This is a genomic window from Bifidobacterium sp. UTBIF-78 (assembly GCF_006408945.1).
GTDB lineage: Bacteria > Actinomycetota > Actinomycetes > Actinomycetales > Bifidobacteriaceae > Bifidobacterium > Bifidobacterium myosotis.
Window position 1 is genome coordinate 63,238 of record NZ_JFAO01000002.1, and the last position, 17,542, is coordinate 80,779.

Sequence of the window (17,542 nt, forward strand, 5' to 3'; positions counted from 1 at the left end):
GACGGGTGAGAACATCCCCATTCAGGGAACAATCAGGGTGGTGAATCCCTGAAAGACGGCGGTAAATCGCATACAGTGGAAGCATGAACGAGAGCAACGGGAACGACGGCATCCGCGTGGTCATCGCAGACGATCAGGAGCTGGTGCGCGCCGGCTTCGCCATGGTCATCGGCTCGCAGCCGGACATGGCTGTGGTCGGTCAGGCGTCCGACGGCGCCCAAGCGGTCGCATCAGCCGAATCGCTGCGGCCGGACGTGGTGCTCATGGACGTGCGCATGCCCGGCGTGGACGGCATCGAGGCCACGCGTCGGATCACCGCGCTGGCTTCGGGCGTGCGGCCGATTCGCGTCATCATCCTCACCACCTTCGATCTGGACGAGTACGTGATGGCCGCGATCGACGCCGGTGCCTCCGGGTTCCTGCTCAAGGACACCGAGCCGGAGACCCTGCTCAATTCGATTCGGACGGTGTTCCAGGGCAATGCGATCATCGCGCCGTCCGCCACGAAACGCCTCATCGAGAAGATGATGCAGGACGGCTATGCGCAGCATGGTTCGTTGGGTGGCGTGCCGAATGCCGGTGCCGCCGTCGGCATCGGGGAAGGCAACGACGTCAACGGTGGCATCGGCGCCGGTCATGTTGCGACCGGCCGCGTCTCGAACCAGCCGTGCTACACCGACCCGGAGCTGGACCTGCTCACCGACCGCGAACGCGAGGTGCTCGTCGAGGTCGCCCACGGTCTGAGCAATCAGGAGATTGCGGACAGGCTGTTCATCTCCCTGCCCACGGTCAAGACCCATGTGGCCCACATCCTCGCCAAGATCAACGCCCGCGACCGCGTCCAAGCCGTGGTCTTCGCGTACGACAACCATTTGGTGTGACGTCACCTGGATGGCAGCCCAAAACGGCGGTGTTCCAAGGATAACAGGCGCTTAGCGGGTACTCAATAGTTAGGTAACGGGCAACCGGATGTTGCGGAATGTTGCAGAACGGAGACTCGATGCCGCGAACAAGGAAGTCCGAAGCCATCTACCTGATTAAATACTAGTATGCCGCGTCAGAAATTCGTTGAATATATTATTAGCTCCCCTTGTTAGGGAGCTGGCCCGCGAAGCGGATCTGAGGGGTAGTGAATTAATCAACGAATTTTTGGCGCAGGATACTAGTGGTCTATCTCGTAATTGTCTGAGTGGTGTTGGCCCCCCTCTGACGAGGAGCTGGCAGCGAAGCTGACTGGGGAAGAGGCAGGAGATACAGTGCTCAATTATTTGTGAGACGGACCACTAGATAAGCAAGAAACTCGCCAACGGCAAGGTCGGGGAATACACCGGTTGTCACGCGAGGATTGGCGGCAAATGGGTCAGCGGCAGGACCTACATTCCTGTGGCCGCTTATCCTCGAGCCCGATCGCGCAGCTGGCTGTCCAGCGAGGCGGCCGGTGCGAGCCGCATCTCGGGCGCCATGCCCTCGTGCGCCGCGTCGCTGAAACCGGTCTCGCGCAACACCGCGAGTAGCTGACGCATATGGGCGAGCGCCGACCGGCCGCGCGACCCGATCGCCGCGAACGCCGCCGCAACCTGTTCGCCGCTCGGCTCGGCAGGGCCGTCCAGCATCGCCAAACCCGCATCCGTCTGAACGATCACCGACTCCAGCGTGGCCGCCACCTCGGCCTGCATGGCGGCACTGATGCGCTCCCGCTCCAGATTCGCGGCCAGCACCTTCTGTCGTTCCTGCTCCGCGCGCAACGCCTCCTCGCGCTGCTGCAGCACCAGCGCGTTCGAGCCTCGCGAACGGGCCCAACGGGCGGCGGCGATGCAGCCGAAGCCGGCGAGCATCACCATGCCTCCCAGCAGCAGACCGCCCAATACCACGGCCACCCAATCCATCACGGTGTATACGGGCGACAGGGCGAGTCTCATCAGCGAACCGATGCCATCCTGGCCGGACGTCGTCCTGATGCCGAAAGCCCACGAATCGATGACCAGCGCCACGCTCACCCAGCGCCACGCCCGTTCGCGGCCGTACAGCACCGCCGAATACACGGATACCAGCGCGAAGATGTTGAGCGGAAGCACCGATGGCAGGAACAGCAATTGCAGGAACGCCAGCACCGCGACGGCCAGCGCGCTGGCCTCCGGGAACCTGCGGCGGAATGCCAGCGGGGCCAGCAGCACGATGGTCAGCAGGGCGGTCGCCACATGGGGGAGCACCACGCCGTATCCGGTCTGCCATTGGAGGTCCCTGAACGTGGGCTTGTAGAAGAGCAGCATGAGCAACACTGCGCCCATCGTGTCCATGAACAGATAATGGCGTTCGGTCCAACGCGCCAGCCATGCCACCCAGTTCAGTTCGTGGTTGTCGCCCTGATCGATCGGCTTGGCTCGCAGCCAACGCGCCAGTCTGTACAACGGCTGCGGCAGATGGATCTTCATGTGGGAAAGGATCGGGGTCGGGGAAGCGGATGACGCGGGGGAGGCGATGCCTGATGCGCTTCCGGCCGGGGGATTGCCCGAGGGAAGTTCCGTCATGCTGGCCCTCCTGGTGCCCGCGTCCGCAGCCATGCCGTCCGAGGGGATGCTCTTGCCGTCACGGCTCGGTCCCAAGTTGCCGGCGGCGGGGATGGCCGCCATGGGGGAGGACATGGATTCGCCGTTGGCCCGATGACCGGTGCCGGAGGCTTGGGGTGTGGCGGCGTCATCCGCTCGGGGCACGGCTGGCATGGCAGTATGGCCGTCCGCCTCGCCCGGAACAGGCACCAGCGGAATCGTGGCCGCCACGATGAACCCGCCGTTCGGCCTAGGCCCGGCTGTGACGCTGCCGCCCACGGCTTCGATGCGTTCGTGCATGCCGATTAATCCGTAACCGGGCCTGTGCCCGTCCTGTGTGGAGGTGCCGCCGCGTCCGTTGTCCGCAATGGTGATGGACAATGCATCATCCGACCAGATCTCATCGATGGTGACCCTTGCGCCCGGCCCGGCGTGCTTGCGGGTGTTGGTCAGCGACTCCTGCACCAGACGGAACACCGCCTCGTCGGCCTTGGCGGACAGGCGCGCCGCATGCGCCACCCCGGTGACGCGACGTTCGACGGGAATGGACCCGTCGAACAGCGAGGGGATGTCCGCGTACCCGCTGGCGCCGCCCGCGCCGTTCGGGCCGAACACCGAGAACAGGCGCCGCATGTCGTGCTGGGCCCGTTCGGCCTCATGGCGGATTGTGGCCATGGTCCTGCGGGCGAGGGCGAGGTCCCGGGCCCCCGCATACCGGCCGCCGTCCGACTGCACGATGATTGTGGACAGCGTGTGGGCCACCACGTCATGCATATCGCGGGCGATGCGCGCGCGTTCGGCCAGGGCGGCGATGCGCGTCTCCTCGGCCTCACGCGCCATGATGGAGGCGTTGCGCTCGCGCATGGCGTTTACGGTGGCCCGGCGTGCCCGCTGCCAGAGCGCCATCACGCTGATGCTCAGCATGCTGACGCCGATTAGGACCGCCAGTATGCCGGCATCCTGCAGCATCCGGGCGCCGCATGTGCCGGTGGACGGGCTCAATGTGCCCGCGACGCCGGGGCATGTGTCGCCGGACAGTTGCGCGGTCCAGTCGGCATACGTGCCATTCGCCAACACGTCGAACAACGGGGTCACGTTGAACGTCACCGCCCAGACGCCAGCGGTCAGCAAGGCCATCACCATCGCCGCCGTCACGAACCGCCATGCATGGCCGGCCGTGCCGTACACCAACACGGAATACAGCATGAGCAGCGACAGGGGATCGCTGTCGATTGTGCCCGGACCGAACAGCAGGTGGGACGCGGTCAGACCCACATACCACCATGCCGCCGGCTCCGGCCGGATGCGGCGCAGCGCCAGCGGCACAACGGCCGGCAGCCCCCACGCCACCATCACCGCGTTTGGGTATTGGAACAGCAGTCCGGGATTGTAGGAATCCCTGGAGCCGACGGTCGACGCGATAGACAGTCCGACGAAGATCAGTGCCAGCACCGCGTCGAACGTGAACATCCGGCCCCGCTCGCCCCTCAGCCATGTGCGGGCGCGGGCGAGACGCCGCCGAAGTCGACCGGTCCAATCCGCAGTATCCATACCCTTTAGGCTAACTCGCGCGCGGGCCGTACGGCATCGGCCGTAGGGCTGATTCCGTGGGCCGGTTGGGTTTGCGTTGGGGGCTGCGGCGGGCTGGTGGAAGGCTTGAAGGGAAGGACTAGGACTTGGTGATGGGCCTGATATTTGCCGCCCGGACGCTTCGGCGACGGCGGTTTCCGGGCGGCCTACGAGATTCCTCCGGGGGTCGGCGGCGGCCGCGGATTCTCCATGCCGCGTCGGCTCCCGAATCAGCCGTACTGACGCCGCGCGTGCCGAACGCGCGGGCATTCTCGCAGCTGGATTTTCGGACGACCGGACGGGTTACAGTTGCCTGTATGACGTTGCTGAGCAAATACTATGTCCCGGGCCTCGCCATCGAGGACCACTCCATCGACGTGCCGCTTGACTGGTCCGGCCACGAGCCGGGTCAGGGATTCGACGGCGAAACCCTCAAACTCTTCTACCGCGTGGTCACGGCGCCCGAGCATGTGCATGACGACCTGCCGCTGCTCGTCTTCCTGCAGGGCGGCCCCGGCGGCGCCGGCCCGCGCCTGACGAGCCTGCAGAGCGAAATCTGGGTCAAGGATGCGGTCAAGCAGTTCCGCATCGTGCTGCCCGACCAGCGCGGCACCGGCCGGTCCACGCCCGTCGATTCGCACACGATGGCGCGGTTCTCCGATCCGCACGACCAGGCTGCCTACCTCAAGCGCTTCCTCGCCGGCTCGATCGTGCGCGACTTCGAACACCTGCGACTGACCGAATTCCACGGCAGGAAGTGGGTGTCGCTGGGCCAGAGCTACGGCGGGTTCCTCACGCTCGCGTACCTGTCGCTCTACCCGCAGGGCCTGCTGGCCTCGTTCACCACGGGCGGCATCCCGTACGTGGCGGCCGACGCCGACGCGGTGTACTCGCACACCTTCCCGCGCATGATCGAGAAGAACCGCCAGTTCTACGAGCGTTACCCGCAGGACGTGGAGCGCGTGGCCGCCATCGCCGACATCCTCACGGCGTCCGACGTGCACCTGCCCAACGGCGATCCGCTGTCCATCCACCGCCTGCAGCTGCTGGGCAGCGACTTCGGCATGAAGCCCAGCTTCGAACGACTGCATTGGCTGCTGGACACCGCGTTCGTGAACGGCGACGGTTCCGCAAGTCGCAGCTCCTATCTCACGGACGGCTTCCTGATGGGCGTGCTCACCTCCACGCAGACTTACAACAAGCCTCTGTACTGGACGCTTCAGGAGTTCATCTACGCGAACGGCGAATGCGAACCGATTCGCTGGGCGGCCCAGCGCGAGCGTGACAAGCACCCCGAGTTCGACCCCTCGCACCGTCCGCTGCTGTTCACCGGCGAGGCGTCGTTCCCGTGGATGTTCGAGGAGGGCGGCGCGCTCATCCCGTTCCGCAACGCCATGGACATCCTCATGGAGGACGGTCACTGGGACAAGATCTACGATCTCGACCAGCTGGCACGTAACGAGGTGCCGCTGCAGGCCGCCGTCTACTACGACGACATGTACGTGGACTCCACGCTGCAGCTCAAGACGCTCAAGAACCTCGGCAACTCGCACGCTTGGGTGACCAACGAGTACGAGCATGACGGCGTGCACAGCGGCCACGTCTTCCAGCGTCTCTTCGAGGAGGCCCTCAACCGCGGCGACCTCGAGGCGCTGTTCTGAGACTGACTTGTAGCTGATTTGTGGCTTTGGGTCGGTTCAGCCTGTGGCTTCCCTCGTCCCTTGTGGGGATGGGGAGTGCCACAGGCTGACGCCGTCAGTCAGCCAGCAGCCCTGACGTCACGGATTGGGCATAGTGGTGACGGCGAACGGTTGCCCGCCCATCTCGCGCTGGCGGGAGGGGGAGACGCCCTCGTATTTGCTGTAGATCCGCGAAAAATAGAGCGGATTGTCGTAACCGACCACGAAAAGGAGCCAATGATGGCACAGCCGATGTTCGACCGCTTCTACTACGGCGGCGACTGGAACCCCGAGCAGTGGGACGAATCCGTATGGATCAAGGACATCAGGATGCTGGAGGACGCCGGCATCAACGAGGCCACGATCAACGTGTTCTCGTGGGCGCAGCTGCAGCCCAGCGAGGACGAGTACGACTTCTCCACGCTCGACAGGATTGTGAAGCTGCTGGTGGACCATCACTTCGGTATCGTCCTGGCAACCTCCACTGCCGCGATTCCCGCGTGGATGGCCAGACGTCACCCGGACGTGATGTACACCGACTTCGAAGGCCGTCGCCACAAGTTCGGCGACCGGCACAACCCCTGCCCGAACTCGCCGACGTTCAAGACGTACGCGCCGCGTCTGGCTGGCAAGCTTGCCGAACGATATGCGGACACGCCCGGTTTGGTGGCATGGCATGTGTCCAACGAGTATGGCGCGTACTGCTACTGCGACAACTGCCGCGACGCGTGGATTGAATGGCTCAAGTCCAAGTACGGCACCATCGAAGCGCTGAACAAGGCGTGGTACACGCACTTCTGGGGCCACACGATCTATGACTGGGACGATATCGTGGTCCCCAACGCGCTGAGCGACGAATGGGAGCCCGGTTGCGCCACACTGTCCTGCGCGGCCATCGACTACCGTCGGTTCATGAGCACCTCCATCACCCGCTGCTTCACCGACGAGCGGGCGGCGATCCGCGAGTTCGACAAGACCACGCCAATCACCACCAACTTGATGAGCGTGTTCATGGATATCGACTACTTCCAGCTGGGCAAGGAACTGGATGTGGTCAGCTGGGACAGCTACCCGCGCTACGATTTCCCGGCTTCCGCAGTGGCCATGCGCCACGACCTCATGCGCGGCGTGGGCGGCGGCAAGCCGTTCATGCTCATGGAGCAGACGCCGAGCCAGCAGAACTGGCAGCCGTACAACTCGCTTAAGCGTCCTGGCCAGATGCGCGTGATGAGCTATCAGGCCGTCGCCCACGGCGCCGACACCGTGCAGTTCTTCCAGCTGCGTCGTTCGATCGGCGGCACCGAGCGGTTCCACGGCGCGGTGATCAGCCACGCCGACACCGAGAACACGCGCGTCTTCCGCGAGGTGAGCCAGCTCGGCGCGGAACTCAAGGAATATGGCAAGGAATACATGGGTGGCCACGTCGAATCGCAGGCGGCCATCATGTTCGACTGGGAGAGCTACTGGGCGATGTACTACTCGTCCGGCCCGTCGGTCCTGCTCAAGTACGTCGATCAGATCCATCACTATTACGCGGCTCTCTACCGTCGCAACATCCAGGTTGACATCATCCCCAGCACCACACCGTCCGATCAGCTCGCGAAGTACCGGGTAGTGCTCGCCCCGGCTCTGCTCATGGTCAAGCCCGGCGTGCCTGATGCAATCGAATCCTATGTGCGCAGCGGAGGACGGTTCGTGGCCACCACGATGTCCGGCATCGCCGACGAGAACGATCAGGTGATTCTCGGAGGCTATCCCGGCGCCTTCCGCGAGCTCGTTGGGTCGTGGGGCGAGGAGCTCGACGCGCTGCCGCCCGAGCGCCCGGTGGGAGTGCATCTCGAGAATGGCGGCGACGTGACCGGCAGCATCGTGGCCGAGCTCATCCATCCCGTCACCTCGAACGTGCTCGCCACATACACCACCGACTTCTACGCCGGTACTGCCGCGGTCACCGTCAACACGGTGGGCTCCGGCAAGGCCTACTACGTGGGCACCCATCTGGACGAGAACGGAATGGACTGGTTCGCGGACGTGCTTGTACGCGATGCCGCGCTGGAGACGATAGAGACACCGCATGATGTGGAGGTGCGCGTGCGTGACTACGATGACGGCCGCCGACTCGTGTTCGTGCTCAACAACGGCCCTGAGACGCAGACCGTCAACCTGCCCGAGCGTCTGTCCGGTACGTCGGTGTTCGACGGCAGCCGCATCGCCGGCCTGTTCGACATCGAGCCGTACGGTCTGCGTGTGATCCGGCTGTAGGCGCCGGGCGCGCTGCTCCGTCTCCGTCCCGACGGCAGGGGCCGATGTGGAACCCCGCCGATGAGACGGAGCATTTGCGTTTACACTCGGCATGTAAAGCTGATAGTTGATAGTCGCGCGGTCCGCATCGAGCCGGAACCGGCCGACGGTTTCCCTATGGGAGCCGGGAGAGGCGGGTTCCGGTTCGGTTTCGATTCGTTTCCGGTTCGTTGGATGATGCGGATCTGCGATTCAACTGCGTTGCAGGGCGGTATCGGGGCCCGGGAAGGAAGCATATGTCCAGCAATCTCACCATCGGTTTCATCGGATACGGCAACATGGCACAGGCCATCGCGCAAGGGCTTGTGGATGCCGGCGTGGTGCGCGGCCACCAGATCGTGGCCTGCGCGGCCCATTACGACAAGCTCGAGAAGAACGCCGCCACGCTCGGCGTACGGCCGTTGCACAATCCGGTGGAGGTGGCCGTGGCGGCCGACGTGGTCATCGTGGCCATCAAGCCGTACCAGATCGAGAGCGTGGTTGGGCCGCTGGTCCGCGAGCTCGCCAAGCCGGACAAGTTCGTGGTGTCCATCGCCGCCGGCTGGGATCTGGCGAAGTACCAGGAGTTGTTCGGTGGCGAGGGCGCAGGCGATGCAGGGGAGACCGGTAAGGCCGCCGCTGGCGACGCGCCCGCCATCCACATCCAGTGCACGATTCCGAACACCCCGATGGCGGTCGGCAAGGGCGTGCTGGTGACCGAGGCCACGAACACGCTCACCCGCGAGCAGACCGCGGCCTTCGAGGAACTGTTCGCGCCGATCAGCCTCATCGAACGCGTGGACACCGCGCACATGAACATCGCGATGTGTATCGCCGGATGCGCGCCCGCGTTCACCGACATGTATATCGAGGCGCTGGGCGACGCCGGCGTCAAGTACGGCCTGCAGCGCGCGGCCGCCTACCGCCTCGCCGCGAAGATGGTCGAAGGCGTGGGCGCGCTGTACATGGCCACCGGCACGCACCCCGGCGCAATGAAGGACGCCGTCTGCTCGCCCGGCGGCACCACGATCCGCGGCGTCGCCCAGCTCGAGAAGGACGGCTTCCGCGGCACAGTGATCAACGCCGTGGACGCCATCGAACAATGACACGGTGACCACAGCGGCGTGACAGGGTGATGATGGACACTGATAATGGCGTCGGTGCCCATCAACACCCTGTCACGCCAAGCAGCTACCGGTTGGCGGCCTCGACCTTGGCGGCGCGGCGGGAGCCGTCCACGGCGTCGATCACCAGACGGCGCAGGGCGTCATCGACTTTGCCTGCCGGATGCGCGGCGAGCCAGGCGTCTCCCAAAGCCACCAGCGTCTCGGCGGGCGCGTGCTCCGGATAGAGGAAACGCAGCAGCACGTCCGCCACATGGAAGGATCGATTCGTCCAAATCCACTCCGCCTGCTCGAAGTACGCGGCGGCATACGGCTCGTAGAGGTCGGCACGGCCCACATTCGTGTTGAACGCGGGTGCCATCTCCCACAACTGCGTGTGTGACAGCGACTCGTCGTGCAACATGAGGTCCCAGTACCGGCGCTTGACGTCGGGGTCGGGAATCGAGCATTTCGCGGCCAACGCCTGCTCGCGGTTGCCCGAGGTGTCGTTCGCGGCCAGCTCGTGGTCGATGTCGTCCTCGGTGAGGAATCCGCGCGAGGCGAGCGCGCGCAGGATCGTCCACCGCATGCCGTTGTCGATGGCAAGGCCCTCGAACGTCACCGAGCCGTCCAGCAGGCCTCGCGCGTGCGCCTCGAACGCGTCATCCGCCGCATACTTGGTCAGATACGCGGTGACCAGCTGGAACTGCTGGTCCGAACCGGGCTTGGCGGCGCCGATGAGCTTCCACAGTTCCTCGGAGATGTGTGCGAGCACGGCCGCACGACGTTCCAGCGGCACGTAATGCTGCGCGGTGATCTGCATCTCGCGCATGCTGTAGGTGAAGGTGGCGGGCTGGTGTTCGGTGGCCAGCGCCTTGAGCGACAGGTCGATGAACCGTTCGGCGGGGAAGTCGCCGTCTCGGGTCATCGACCAGAACGTCTGCCAGAGCACGGCGCGGGCCAACGGGTCGGCGAACCGGTACAGGTTGTCGGCGGCGAAGCTCGCCGAACGCGGGTCCAGCCTCACCTTGGTATAGGTCAGGTCGTCGTCGTTGATGAGGATGACGTCGGGCAGCGGACGGCCCGCGGCTTCGGCGACCGTGGTGGCCTCGCCGTCCACGTCCAGCTCGAAGCGTTCGGTGCGGCGCACCTCGCCGGTGGCCTCGTCCAGATTGTAGAAGCCCACCGCGAGACGGTGCGGGCGCAGTACCGGGTATTGCTCGAGTGCGGTCTGCGTCAGCGTCAGTTCGGCGATCTTGCCGTGCGCCCCGGAATCCTGGGAATCACTGGAATCATTGGAATCCCCGGTGGCGGTCACGGACGCCGCGATCGTGTTCATCCCCGGATGCTCCAGCCATCGCTCCGCCCAGACGCGCATCGGCCGGCCGCTGGCCTTCTCCAGCGCATCGAGCAGGTCGTTCAGCGTGGCGTTGCCGTAGGCGCGGTCGGTCAGGTACTCGTGGATGCCCCTGAAGAACGCCTCGCGGCCCACGTAGTACACCATCTGCTTCAGCACGGACGCGCCCTTGGCGTAGGTGATGCTGTCGAAGTTGACGTACGTGTCGTTGAGATCGTTGATCGGCGCGACCACCGGATGCGTGGTGGGCCGCTGGTCGATGTCCAGCGCGCCGTACTTCTCGCACGAGCAGAACGTGGCCCAGGCGTCCTTCCATTCGGTGCGCTCCACGCATGCCAGATACCCCATGAACGTGGCGAAGGATTCGTTGAGCCACAGGTCGTTCCACCACTTCATGGTCACGTAGTCGCCGAACCACATATGGGCGAGCTCGTGCAGCACGTTGAGCACGCGGCGTTCGGCCACATTGCCCGCCACCTTGGAGGTGAAGGCATACTGGTCGTGCATGATGACCAGTCCGATGTTCTCCATCGCGCCGGAATTGTATTCGGGCACCAGCGCCTGGTCGTACTTCTCATATGGGTACGGCACGCCCCACTGCTCGGCGTAGAACGTCATGCCGGCCTTGGTGATGTCGAACAGGTAATCCGTGTCCTTGGCCAGCGCGTCGGCGAGCGTCTGCCGGCAGTACAGGCCCAGTGCGATGGTCCGGCCGTCGGGGTTCTCGTAGTCCGTATGCCATTCGGCGTATGGACCGATGGCCAGCGCGGTCAGGTACGAGGACATGACCGGCGTGGTCTTGAACCGCCAGTGCCGGACCGGCTCGGCCGGCCTGTCGCTCAGCGTGCCGGGTCCGGTGAGCGTGTCGGGCACGTCCTCGTTGGCGACGACGGGCGTGTTCGACAGGGCGATCCACGATGCGGGCGCCTTGAGGTCGAAGGTGAATGTGGCCTTGATGTCCGGCTGGTCGAACACGGCGTAGACGCGGCGCGCGTCCGGCACCTCGAACTGCGTGTACAGGTACACGTTGCCGTCCGCGGGGTCCACGCTGCGTTGCAGGCCCTCGCCGGTCTTCGAATACCGGCCCAGCGCCCTGACCTCCACGGTGTTGTGCGCCGCCAGGCCGGACAGCGTGATACGCGAGTCCGCGTAGACGTGCTCTACCGGCAGAGCTTCGTCGTTCAGCGTGATCGATTCGACCTGTTCGGCGGTCAGGTCCAGAAACGTGGACGCTCCGGCGATTGCGTCGAAGTCGATCGTCGTGACGGACGCGAACGTGTCCGGTCCGCGGGTCACGTCCAGTGATACGCGGTAGTCCGGCGTGCCGACGATGGCGTGCCTGCGCTCTTTCGCTTCGTCCTGGGTCAGATTGGTTCCCGGCATATGTTCCCCCTTGCTTGGTGGAGACCGCGACGGAGCGGCCATGCGCCCCATGCTACCGGCCCGGCGTCGCGCGCCACGTTACCAATGGCGGCATATCGGCGGGGAATCGGGGAACTCGATGGTTTTGTCCACCTCGGTGAAGTTCCGTATACCGGCGGGTAAACAGCGAATGAGAATCCACCCGACCACCGGATTCGTCCATCAATTGGGCCGCATGCCGGCCGTATCGTTGGAAGCCAGCGGCGATGCGTCGAGGCACCGTCGGAAAGCGAAGAGTCTGAACAGGAGGGTCGCGCTCATGCCCATCGTGTATCACGAGAACACCAAGGTCTTCCACATCCACAACCGGTACTTCTCCTACATCATCGACGTGCTGCGCAACGGTCAGATCGGGCAACTGTACTTCGGTGCGCCGCTGAAGGACCGCGAGAACTTCACCCATATGCAGGTCAACGAGCGCCGCGACATGGACCCGTGCGTCTACGAGGGCGACCAGAGCTTCTCGCTGGAGGACACCAAGCAGGAATACCCGGTCACCGGCAACGGCGACCTGCGCAATATGGCCGCCACGGTGGTCAACCCGGACGGCAGCCGCTACGCCGACTTCAAGTACGTCTCGCACGTCGTCACGCCGGGCAAGCCGAAGCTCGAGGGGCTGCCCGCCACCTACGTCGAGGACGACGCCGAGGCCGAGACGCTGACCATCACGCTCGCCGACGAGGTCACCAAGGCCGAGCTGGAGCTGTCCTACACGCTGTACGCCGACCGTCCGGTGCTGGCCCGCAACGCGCGCTTTGTGAACCACGGCGAGCGGGAGCTTGTGCTTGACGCGGCGATGAGCGCCAACATCGACCTGCCGGACGCGCGTTGGAACATGCTCGACTTCACCGGCGCATGGGGACGCGAACGCCATCTGGACGAACGCCCGCTCAAAACCGGCGTGCAGTCCATCTACAGCCTGCGCGGCCACAGCTCGCACCAGTTCAACCCGTTCCTCATCTTCAAGCGCCCGGAGACCACCGAAACCGCCGGCGAGTGCTTCGGCGTGAGCCTGGTCTACAGCGGCAACTTCCTCGGTCAGGTCGAAGTGGATAACTACCACGTCACCCGCGTGATGATGGGCATCCACCCCGAGGGCTTCGCATGGCGGCTTGAACCGGGTGCGACGTTCCAGACGCCCGAGGCGGTCATCGTATACAGCGCCGACGGCCTCAACCACATGAGCCAGGCCTACCACGAGCTGTACCGCACCCGGTTGGCCCGCGGCTACTGGCGCGACCGCCCGCGCCCGGTGCTCATCAACAGCTGGGAAAGCACGTACATGCGCTTCGATGAGGACAAGGTGTACGGCATCGCCGCCAAGGCGCACGAGCTCGGCGTGGACCTGTTCGTGCTCGACGACGGCTGGTTCGGCCACCGCGACAACGACGAAAGCTCGCTGGGCGACTGGTTCGCCGACCCGAAGAAGCTGCCGAACGGCGTGGAGGGGCTGGCTCGTCGCATCACCGCGCTCGGCATGAAGTTCGGCCTGTGGTTCGAGCCCGAGATGATCAGCAAGGACTCCAGGCTCTACGAGTCCCACCCCGACTGGATGATCCGCGTGCCGGACCGCGAGCCGCTGCACGGCCGCAACCAGTTCGAGCTCGACTTCACCAAGCCCGAGGTGGTGGACTACATCGCCGAGCAGATGGAGAAGATCCTCGGCACCGGACTCGTCAGCTACGTCAAGTGGGATATGAACCGTTCGATGACCGACGTGTTCTCGCAGGGTCGTCCGGCCGAGTTCCAAGGCGAGGTCTACCACCGCCAGATCCTCGGCGTATACGCGCTCTATGAGCGGCTGACCTCCAAGTTCCCGGAGGTGCTGTTCGAATCCTGCGCCTCGGGCGGCGGCCGTTTCGACGCCGGCATGCTCTACTACGCGCCGCAGGGCTGGATCTCCGACGACTCCGACGCGATCGAGCGTCTGAAGATCCAGTACGGCACCTCGTTCGGCTACCCGATCTCCAGCATGGGCAGCCACGTCTCCGCCGTGCCGAACCATCAGGTGTTCCGCAGGACGCCGCTCAAGACCCGCGCGGACGTGGCCTACTTCGGCACGTTCGGCTACGAGCTTGACGTCAACAAGATTCCTCCGGAGGAGCAGGAGGAGATCCGCGCGCAGATCCGGTTCTTCAAGGACCATTACGACCTCATCGCGCACGGCACGTTCTATCGCCTCATCAGCCCGTTCGGCACGAACCCGGTCGGCCTGCAGGAGGGGGCCGAGACCGCGTGGATGGTGGTCTCCCCGAACCGCTCCCGTGCGCTGGTGGGCTACTACCGCGCCCACCAGCCGGTCAACGAGGGCTACCGTTCGCTCCGCCTCGCCGGACTCGACCCGGAGCGCGAGTACGAGGTGCGCGACACCGCCTACCGCATGCCGCAGGTGGATGGCGAGACGTTCTACGGCGACGAGCTCATGCACCACGGCTTCGACGTGTCCGACTCCGGCTTCGGCCCGTGGACCACATGGATCTATCAGGGCGACTACCAGTCGCGCCTGTTCGAGATCACCGCACGATGAGTCGCGGCAGGTGGGAGCCTCGACAGGCGGCCCGACCCAAGACGGGCCATCCGTCCATCCGTCCATCCGCCTTATCCGTATCAATCCGTCCATCCGTCAATGAACATCTCTCCCGCGCATAGTGGCGTGGGGGAGACCGCAAAACGCCGCCCGCCCACTTCGGCCGGGCGGCCCTGAAGAAAGGGAAACAATGAACCAACCGACACCGCAGTCTCAGGAGACTGCATCGAACAAGGGCCACGATCTGGCCGAAAAGCTGCGCCACGGCACCCAGTTCCTCGGATATCCGAGTGCAGTGGGCACCCTGAGCTTCATGAACCTGTGCAACGGCTTCGCCTACGGCGGCATGAACGCGGTGCTCATCTACTTCCTGTACAAGCCGGCCCCCGAAGGCCTGGGCTTCACGCAGGCCGAGGCCTCGCAGCTCATCTCGCTGTACTCCACCGCGGCCCTCCTGTGCGGCCTGGTCGGCTCCTACATGGCCGACCGCGTGCTCGGCCCGCGCCGCGCCCTGAGGTTCGGCCGAATCACCACCTGCTTGGCGTATGTGGTGCTCGCTCTGCCGTTCCTCGGCGTGGTCGGCTACGCGGCCAACCAGATCCTCCTGTGCGTCTCCGCCATGATCACCGGACGCAGCGTCGAGACGCTTGCCGGCAAGATGTACGACAAGCAGGACAAGCGTCGTGACGGTGCGTTCTCCATGCTCTACATCATCAACAACGTCGGCGGCGTGGCCCCGCTCATCACCGGTACCATCGCCCTCGCCACCGGCTACTACCCGGCCTTCGCGCTGTGCGCCGTCTTCGCTGTGCTCGGCGCCGCGTTCTACCTGCTCACCGAGAAGAAGTTCTTCGGGCCCATCGGCGACCAGCCGGACGACCCGGTCGCCCCGGCCAAGCGCACCAGCTTCACCGTCAAGATGATCGCCGGCATCGTCGTGGTCGTGGCCCTCATCGGCATCCTGCTCGGCGCCAAGATCGTGAGCATCGGCTCCTTCGCCACCACGATCAGCACCTGCGCGATCTTCATCCCGATCGTCTACCTCGCCTACATCCTCATGAGCAAGAAGACCACCCGTCCGGAGGCCAAGAGACTCAGCGCCATCATCCCGCTGTACGTGTGCAACGTGTTCGCGATGTGGGTGTGGACCCAGTCCACCTCGATCCTGGCCACCTACGCCGACACCACCGTGGATCGCAACCTGTTCGGCATGACCATCACCCCGGCCGCCTTCCAGACCTGGTCCGCCATCCTCGCCGTCGCGTTCGGCATCATCGTCACCGCGCTGTGGACCCGCCTCGGCGACCACCAGCCCACCGTCGTCACCAAGATGGGCTTCGGTACGATGCTGTGGGGCGCCGGCCCGCTGTTCATGGCCATCCCGTTCGTGCTCTACCCGGCCGGCGTGAAGGTGAGCCCGATGTGGCTGCTCGTCTTCTACGTGTTCATCATGCTCGGTGAGGCCATCACCTCGCCGTCCGGCTACTCCGCCGCCTCGCTGGTGGCCCCGCTGGCCTTCTCCACGCAGATGATGACCGTGTGGTCGATCTCCCAGTCCACCGGCGCCGCGCTCAACGCGATCTCCGTGAACTTCTACCACGAGGGCTCCGAGGCTGTGTACTTCGCGGCCATCGGCGGCATCACGATTCTCGTGGGCCTGATCGTGCTGCTCTTCACCAAGAAGCTCGGCAAGGTCATCACCGCCCAGGTCGACACCGACCGGAACGCGTGATGCGCGTGATGTGACGCCGCCGGGCGGGAAGTGCCGGCTTGATCCTCGCGACTCGCCCGGCTGTTCCGTGGCTCCTCGGCTTGGCCGGGGAGCCACAATCATAGTGCGATTGGTCGGGAATCGGCCGGCGCTGTGGAGACATGAATCGTCATGGAACGCCATGGCCATGATTCGTCATGGGGGATTCATGGCTCCACAGCGCCGGCCGATTCACGCGTTGTTGTAATGGCGCATCGTGAAGCTCGTGCGGTAGCGGGTGGGGGTGAGCCCGGTGTGCTGCTTGAAGACGCGCATGAAATACTTCGCGTCGTTGTAGCCGCTGGCCTCCGCCACCTGTTGCACGCTCATCGAGGTGGACAGCAGCAGCTCCTCGGCGCGTTCGATGCGGATCTTCGAGATCTGCGTGGTGATGCTCACGCCGAAATGCTGCTTGTAGATGGTTGACAGGTAGCTGGGGGAGTAGTTGAACTGATCGGCGATCTGATTGACCGAAATGTCCTCGAAGGCGTTGATGCGAATCCACTCATGCACCTTCTGCAGCGCATGGCGTTCACGCTGTTCGCTGTTCGCCGCGGCCGCCCGCCCGGTGAGCGAGGCCACCTCGTAGAGCAGGCATGTGGTGAAGTAGTCGCAGTACGAGCTCGGCTCCGGATAGCTCATCTGATAGATGTCGAGCAACTGGTTGAACATGATCGTCAGCCGGTCGGTGTCCATCTGCGAGCTGGACAACGGCAGCACCAGCGAATGGTCGTTGTAGGCGGAGGACGTGCCCATGCCGCCCGTCGCGTTCGACCGACGCCAGTGGCGGATACGGAAATGCACCCAGAAGAACTCAAGCGTATCGGTGAGGTATCCGTTGCCCTCATGCGGGGTCTGCGGGGGGGATGATGAGGATGTCCTTGCCGCCCACGCGCAGGTCCTCGCCTCCCACGCGCAACGGCAGGATGCCGCGCTTGACGAAGATCAGCTCGAAGCTGTCCAGGGTGCGGCGCTCGTGGATCCATCCCGGCGTGCCGATGAACTGGCCGGTCGATTCGAACGAGACCTCGGCCGCCGGCAGATCGGCGATGATCGTCGGCATGGCTGCACCCCCTGTTCGTTCGTCCGGCGGGCCTCGGGCCCAATATCCCATCAATATCGTAGTGGATGCCGGCAGAGGCGTGGACTCTCCTTTTCTTCGAATAAGGTGTGTTTTTCTTCGTTCACCCGGTTTACGCGCCTGCATACGGTCGTTCACATCGACGGCGTATATGTGCGTATATGAGTATGGTGGTACGGCTACGTAGGCGGGTGGGCGACTGCGATCGGACGCCTGAGACGGGACGGT

General features: G+C 64.7%; 10 protein-coding genes. 6 read left to right on the plus strand and 4 right to left on the minus strand.

The features are described from left to right. The first annotated feature begins 83 nt into the window (after positions 1-83). On the plus strand, positions 84-881 hold the full coding sequence (locus BG22_RS00320; RefSeq protein WP_140492001.1) for a response regulator transcription factor: 798 nt from the start codon (positions 84-86) through the stop codon (positions 879-881). 510 nt (positions 882-1,391) lie between these two features. Here BG22_RS00320 and BG22_RS11020 read toward each other — a convergent pair. Further along, a complete protein-coding gene (locus BG22_RS11020; RefSeq protein ID WP_258186133.1) occupies positions 1,392-4,097 on the minus strand; it encodes a histidine kinase in 2,706 nt (901 codons plus the stop codon). A 335-nt stretch (positions 4,098-4,432) separates the two neighbouring features. Between BG22_RS11020 and BG22_RS00330 the strand changes: the two genes are divergently transcribed. From BG22_RS00330 to proC, 3 genes are all read left to right on the plus strand, one after another. Next, positions 4,433-5,776 carry an alpha/beta fold hydrolase gene (locus tag BG22_RS00330; protein ID WP_140492004.1) on the plus strand — a complete coding sequence of 448 codons (1,344 nt, stop codon included), beginning with the start codon at positions 4,433-4,435 and terminating at the stop codon, positions 5,774-5,776. Between the two features lie 255 nt (positions 5,777-6,031). Beyond that, the gene (locus BG22_RS00335) at positions 6,032-8,056 is read left to right on the plus strand and encodes a beta-galactosidase (protein WP_140492007.1); all 2,025 of its coding nucleotides are present in this window, start codon (positions 6,032-6,034) and stop codon (positions 8,054-8,056) included. 275 nt (positions 8,057-8,331) lie between these two features. Further along, positions 8,332-9,180 carry a pyrroline-5-carboxylate reductase gene (proC, locus tag BG22_RS00340; protein WP_140492010.1) on the plus strand — a complete coding sequence of 283 codons (849 nt, stop codon included), beginning with the start codon at positions 8,332-8,334 and terminating at the stop codon, positions 9,178-9,180. 85 nt (positions 9,181-9,265) lie between these two features. Here the strand turns inward: proC and pepN are convergent, their stop codons facing one another. Next, positions 9,266-11,917 (minus strand): aminopeptidase N, encoded by a 2,652-nt coding sequence (pepN, locus tag BG22_RS00345; RefSeq protein ID WP_140492013.1) that lies wholly within the window; start codon positions 11,915-11,917, stop codon positions 9,266-9,268. Positions 11,918-12,215: 298 nt separating this feature from the next. Here pepN and BG22_RS00350 point away from each other — a divergent pair, with 298 nt between their 5' ends. Next, a complete protein-coding gene (locus BG22_RS00350; RefSeq protein ID WP_140492016.1) occupies positions 12,216-14,483 on the plus strand; it encodes an alpha-galactosidase in 2,268 nt (755 codons plus the stop codon). Positions 14,484-14,673: 190 nt separating this feature from the next. Then, the gene (locus BG22_RS00355) at positions 14,674-16,215 is read left to right on the plus strand and encodes a peptide MFS transporter (RefSeq protein WP_140492018.1); all 1,542 of its coding nucleotides are present in this window, start codon (positions 14,674-14,676) and stop codon (positions 16,213-16,215) included. Positions 16,216-16,425: 210 nt separating this feature from the next. Here BG22_RS00355 and BG22_RS00360 read toward each other — a convergent pair whose 3' ends face one another. Beyond that, positions 16,426-17,037, minus strand: coding sequence for a helix-turn-helix transcriptional regulator (locus tag BG22_RS00360; RefSeq protein WP_140492021.1), 612 nt, complete (start codon positions 17,035-17,037; stop codon positions 16,426-16,428). A 40-nt stretch (positions 17,038-17,077) separates the two neighbouring features. After that, positions 17,078-17,296 (minus strand): AraC family ligand binding domain-containing protein, encoded by a 219-nt coding sequence (locus BG22_RS00365; protein WP_140492025.1) that lies wholly within the window; start codon positions 17,294-17,296, stop codon positions 17,078-17,080. Positions 17,297-17,542: the final 246 nt, after the last annotated feature.

What these genes read in the sequence shown, in the direction of transcription:
- BG22_RS00355 (WP_140492018.1), top strand. Translation starts at nt 14,674, where the DNA reads ATGAACCAACCGACACCGCAGTCTCAGGAGACTGCATCGAACAAGGGC.
- BG22_RS00350 (WP_140492016.1), top strand. Translation starts at nt 12,216, where the DNA reads ATGCCCATCGTGTATCACGAGAACACCAAGGTCTTCCACATCCACAAC.
- BG22_RS00365 (WP_140492025.1), bottom strand. Translation starts at nt 17,296, where the DNA reads ATGCCGACGATCATCGCCGATCTGCCGGCGGCCGAGGTCTCGTTCGAA.
- proC (WP_140492010.1), top strand. Translation starts at nt 8,332, where the DNA reads ATGTCCAGCAATCTCACCATCGGTTTCATCGGATACGGCAACATGGCA.
- pepN (WP_140492013.1), bottom strand. Translation starts at nt 11,917, where the DNA reads ATGCCGGGAACCAATCTGACCCAGGACGAAGCGAAAGAGCGCAGGCAC.
- BG22_RS00320 (WP_140492001.1), top strand. Translation starts at nt 84, where the DNA reads ATGAACGAGAGCAACGGGAACGACGGCATCCGCGTGGTCATCGCAGAC.
- BG22_RS11020 (WP_258186133.1), bottom strand. Translation starts at nt 4,097, where the DNA reads ATGGATACTGCGGATTGGACCGGTCGACTTCGGCGGCGTCTCGCCCGC.
- BG22_RS00330 (WP_140492004.1), top strand. Translation starts at nt 4,433, where the DNA reads ATGACGTTGCTGAGCAAATACTATGTCCCGGGCCTCGCCATCGAGGAC.
- BG22_RS00335 (WP_140492007.1), top strand. Translation starts at nt 6,032, where the DNA reads ATGATGGCACAGCCGATGTTCGACCGCTTCTACTACGGCGGCGACTGG.